The following is a 5,323-nucleotide window of genomic DNA, read 5'->3' as shown; positions in this document are numbered from 1 at the left end:
CTGCGTTTCACTTCCGAGTTCGGGATGGGATCGGGTGGTACCACAGCGCTATGTCCGCCAGGGAAAGGGTGCGGACAGCGCTATGAAGCGCCGGTCCGGCATAAGGTGTAAACGAGTGACAAGCGTCGAGGTGAAATTGTGTCGAGACGTGTTCGCGAAGTAAAGCGTGCGAAGCGTCTTGGGGTTATATGGTCAAGCCTCACGGCTCATTAGTACACGTAAGCTCAATGCATTGCTGCACTTCCACACCGTGCCTATCAACCACCTAGTCTTGATGGTGCCTTAAGGAGACTCGAAGTCTCGGGAGATCTCATCTTGGGGCGTGCTTCCCGCTTAGATGCTTTCAGCGGTTATCACTTCCGTTCGTAGCTACCGGGCAATGCCATGGGCATGACAACCCGAACACCAGCGGAACGTCCACTCCGGTCCTCTCGTACTAGGAGCAGCCCCCCTCAAATCTCCAACGCCCACGACAGATAGGGACCGAACTGTCTCACGACGTTCTGAACCCAGCTCGCGTACCACTTTAAATGGCGAACAGCCATACCCTTGGGACCGGCTACAGCCCCAGGATGTGATGAGCCGACATCGAGGTGCCAAACACCGCCGTCGATATGAACTCTTGGGCGGTATCAGCCTGTTATCCCCGGAGTACCTTTTATCCGTTGAGCGATGGCCCTTCCATACAGAACCACCGGATCACTATGACCTACTTTCGTACCTGCTTGATCCGTCGATCTCGCAGTCAAGCACGCTTATGCCATTGCACACAGTGCGCGATGTCCGACCGCGCTGAGCGTACCTTCGTACTCCTCCGTTACTCTTTAGGAGGAGACCGCCCCAGTCAAACTACCCACCATACATGGTCCCTGATCCGGATTACGGACCTAGGTTAGAACGTCAAGCACTTCAGGGTGGTATTTCAAGGATGGCTCCACCGAAACTAGCGTCTCGGTTTCATAGCCTCCCACCTATCCTACACAGAAGAACTCAACGTTCAATGTAAAGCTATAGTAAAGGTTCACGGGGTCTTTCCGTCTTGCCGCGGGAACGCTGCATCTTCACAGCGATTTCAATTTCACTGAGTCTCGGGTGGAGACAGCGCCGCTGTCGTTACGCCATTCGTGCAGGTCGGAACTTACCCGACAAGGAATTTCGCTACCTTAGGACCGTTATAGTTACGGCCGCCGTTTACTGGGGCTTCGATCAAGAGCTTCGCCTTGCGGCTGACCCCATCAATTAACCTTCCAGCACCGGGCAGGCGTCACACCCTATACGTCCACTTTCGTGTTTGCAGAGTGCTGTGTTTTTGATAAACAGTCGCAGCGGCCAGGTTACTGCGACCCATCAATGCTCAGTCACGCACGTGACCACACCGATGGGCGCACCTTCTCCCGAAGTTACGGTGCCATTTTGCCTAGTTCCTTCACCCGAGTTCTCTCAAGCGCCTTGGGATTCTCACCCTGCCTACCAGTGTCGGTTTACGGTACGGTTTCTCTGTAGCTGAAGCTTAGTGGCTTTTCCTGGAAGCGTAGTATCAGTCACTTCGTCCAATAGGACTCGTCTCGGTGCTCGGCATAAAGAATCCCGGATTTGCCTAAGATTCATGCCTACCTCCTTTCCCCGGGACAACCAACGCCCGGTAGACCTAACTTTCTCCGTCCCCACATCGCACTACAGACAAGTGCAGGAATATTAACCTGCTTCCCATCGACTACGCATTTCTGCCTCGCCTTAGGGGCCGACTCACCCTGCGCCGATGAACGTTGCGCGAGGAAACCTTGGGCTTTCGGCGTGGGGGCTTTTCACCCCCATTATCGTTACTCATGTCAGCATTCGCACTTCTGATACCTCCAGCAAGCTTCTCAACTCACCTTCACAGGCTTACAGAACGCTCCTCTACCGCGTACACATAAATGTGCACACCCCGAGCTTCGGTGCATAGCTTAGCCCCGTTAAATCTTCCGCGCAGGCCGACTCGACCAGTGAGCTATTACGCTTTCTTTAAAGGATGGCTGCTTCTAAGCCAACCTCCTGGCTGTCTATGCCTTCCCACATCGTTTTCCACTTAGCTATGACTTTGGGACCTTAGCTGCGGGTCTGGGTTGTTTCCCTTTTCACGACGGACGTTAGCACCCGCCGTGTGTCTCCCGTGTAGTACGTGTTGGTATTCGGAGTTTGCCATGGTTTGCTAAGTCTCGATGACCCGCTAGCCATAACAGTGCTCTACCCCCAACAGTATTCGCACGAGGCGCTACCTAAATAGCTTTCGAGGAGAACCAGCTATCTCCGAGTTTGTTTAGCCTTTCACTCCTATCCTCAGCTCATCCCCATCTATTGCAACAGATGTGGGTTCGGTCCTCCAGTGCGTGTTACCGCACCTTCAACCTGGCCAAGGATAGATCACTCGGTTTCGGGTCTACTGCCAGAGACTATGCGCCCTATTCAGACTCGGTTTCCCTTCGCCTCCCCTATACGGTTAAGCTTGCCACTGACAGTAAGTCGCTGACCCATTATACAAAAGGTACGCAGTCACCCTTGCGGGCTTCCACTGCTTGTACGTATACGGTTTCAGGGTCTATTTCACTCCCCTCTCCGGGGTTCTTTTCGCCTTTCCCTCACGGTACTTGTTCGCTATCGGTCAGTCAGGAGTATTTAGCCTTGGAGGATGGTCCCCCCATGTTCAGACAGGGTTTCACGTGCCCCGCCTTACTCAATTTCACGCACAGTGCCCTTTCGCCTACGGGGCTATCACCCGCTATGGCCGGCCTTTCCAAACCGTTTGGCTAGAACATCATGCGCTTTTGGGCTGCTCCCCGTTCGCTCGTCGCTACTCAGGGAATCTCGGTTGATTTCTTTTCCTCCGGGTACTTAGATATTTCAGTTCCCCGGGTTCGCTTCGCATAGCTATGTATTCACTATGCGATACCGCTTACGCGGTGGGTTTCCCCATTCGGACATTGCCGGATCAAAGCTTGTTGCCAGCTCCCCGACACTTTTCGCAGGCTGCCACGTCCTTCATCGCCTCTGACTGCCAAGGCATCCACCGTATACGCTTAGTCGCTTGACCATATAACCCCAAGTCGCCTCAGGGCTTACAATCCAAGCCACTTCGTTATTACTTGCCTTAACACTTGTCTCGGTTTGGTTTCAAACCAAGACGCTTGTCACTCGTTTACGTTTTCAAAGAACATCACACCGGCCTCAACGCCGGATGACTTCACTAAATCTTTGGTATGCGCTACACATCCGTCCCAATGCTTAAAGGCGTTCTAAACTGGTGGAGCCAGTCGGGATCGAACCGACGACCCCCTGCTTGCAAAGCAGGTGCTCTCCCAGCTGAGCTATGGCCCCAGGTGCTTAGTGGTGGGTCCAGGTGGACTCGAACCACCGGCCTCACCCTTATCAGGGGTGCGCTCTAACCACCTGAGCTACGGACCCATAAAGCTATAGGCCCATGGGCCTGTCACGCCTTAAGCGCGCGGATGTGCAGGTGTCTTGTGTGGACGTCTTGCGGGAACGTTCTGTCGTTCTCGAAAGGAGGTGATCCAGCCGCACCTTCCGATACGGCTACCTTGTTACGACTTCACCCCAGTCATGAACCACTCCGTGGTCGTCGTCCCCCTTGCGGTTAGACTAACGGCTTCTGGAGCAACTCACTCCCATGGTGTGACGGGCGGTGTGTACAAGGCCCGGGAACGTATTCACCGCGGCATAGCTGATCCGCGATTACTAGCGATTCCGACTTCACGTAGTCGAGTTGCAGACTACGATCCGGACTGGGATCGGCTTTCTGGGATTGGCTCCACCTCGCGGTATTGCAACCCTCTGTACCGACCATTGTAGTACGTGTGTAGCCCTGGCCGTAAGGGCCATGATGACTTGACGTCATCCCCACCTTCCTCCGGTTTGTCACCGGCAGTCTCCTTAGAGTTCCCACCATTACGTGCTGGCAACTAAGGACAAGGGTTGCGCTCGTTGCGGGACTTAACCCAACATCTCACGACACGAGCTGACGACAGCCATGCAGCACCTGTGTTCTGATTCCCGAAGGCACTCCCGCATCTCTGCAGGATTCCAGACATGTCAAGGCCAGGTAAGGTTCTTCGCGTTGCATCGAATTAAACCACATACTCCACCGCTTGTGCGGGCCCCCGTCAATTCCTTTGAGTTTCAGTCTTGCGACCGTACTCCCCAGGCGGCGAACTTAACGCGTTAGCTTCGACACTGATCTCCGAGTTGAGACCAACATCCAGTTCGCATCGTTTAGGGCGTGGACTACCAGGGTATCTAATCCTGTTTGCTCCCCACGCTTTCGTGCCTCAGCGTCAGTGTTGATCCAGATGGCCGCCTTCGCCACTGATGTTCCTCCCGATCTCTACGCATTTCACCGCTACACCGGGAATTCCACCATCCTCTATCACACTCTAGCTCGCCAGTATCCATCGCCATTCCCAGGTTGAGCCCGGGGATTTCACGACAGACTTAACGAACCGCCTACGCACGCTTTACGCCCAGTAATTCCGATTAACGCTTGCACCCTTCGTATTACCGCGGCTGCTGGCACGAAGTTAGCCGGTGCTTATTCCTCAGGTACCGTCAGCTCCACCGGGTATTAGCCAATGGCATTTCGCTCCTGATAAAAGTGCTTTACAACCCGAAGGCCTTCTTCACACACGCGGCATTGCTGGATCAGGCTTGCGCCCATTGTCCAATATTCCCCACTGCTGCCTCCCGTAGGAGTCTGGACCGTGTCTCAGTTCCAGTGTGGCTGATCATCCTCTCAGACCAGCTATCGATCGTCGCCTTGGTAGGCCATTACCCTACCAACTAGCTAATCGAACATCGGTCCGTCTAACCGCGCGAGGTCCGAAGATCCCCCGCTTTCTCCCGTAGGACGTATGCGGTATTAGCGTAAGTTTCCCTACGTTATCCCCCACGTCTAGGTAGGTCCCGATGCATTACTCACCCGTCCGCCACTCGCCACCCACAGTATTGCTACTGCTGTGCTGCCGTTCGACTTGCATGTGTTAGGCATGCCGCCAGCGTTCAATCTGAGCCAGGATCAAACTCTTCACTTAAGTTTTCGACCAGCTCATCACCCGAAGGCAACTCGCTAATCTATCTTTCCGAAGCGTTAACCCTAACCTTAAAACGTCAAGCTTTTACGTTTGACTTTAATGTTAGGCGCTTGCATTTATTGGACATGAATCATCCACCGCAAGACGCCCACACAAGTCACCTGCGCATACTGTCAAAGATCAATCGCTTGCGATTCGTTCTTCTGAATCGCCCCGAGACGTTTCGTCCTAGGTGAGCCGCC

2 tRNA genes and 3 rRNA genes are annotated in these 5,323 nt (G+C 54.0%); all 5 read right to left on the bottom strand.

Features of this window, described 5'->3' with window-relative positions:
* A 5S ribosomal RNA gene (gene rrf, locus DVJ77_RS20915) occupies positions 1 to 62 on the bottom strand; the annotation flags it as partial.
* A gap of 126 nt (positions 63 to 188) precedes the next feature.
* A 23S ribosomal RNA gene (locus DVJ77_RS20910) occupies positions 189 to 3,070 on the bottom strand.
* A gap of 208 nt (positions 3,071 to 3,278) precedes the next feature.
* A tRNA-Ala gene (locus tag DVJ77_RS20905) sits at positions 3,279 to 3,354 on the bottom strand.
* A gap of 10 nt (positions 3,355 to 3,364) precedes the next feature.
* Positions 3,365 to 3,441: transfer RNA gene (locus tag DVJ77_RS20900), tRNA-Ile, on the bottom strand.
* 95 nt (positions 3,442 to 3,536) lie between these two features.
* Positions 3,537 to 5,081: ribosomal RNA gene (locus DVJ77_RS20895) — 16S ribosomal RNA — on the bottom strand.
* Positions 5,082 to 5,323 lie beyond the last annotated feature (242 nt).

It is taken from the genome of Dyella tabacisoli, from assembly GCF_003350925.1.
GTDB lineage: Bacteria > Pseudomonadota > Gammaproteobacteria > Xanthomonadales > Rhodanobacteraceae > Dyella_C > Dyella_C tabacisoli.
Note: the sequence above shows the minus strand (reverse complement) of the source record. Positions and strands in the feature narration are given on the sequence as shown.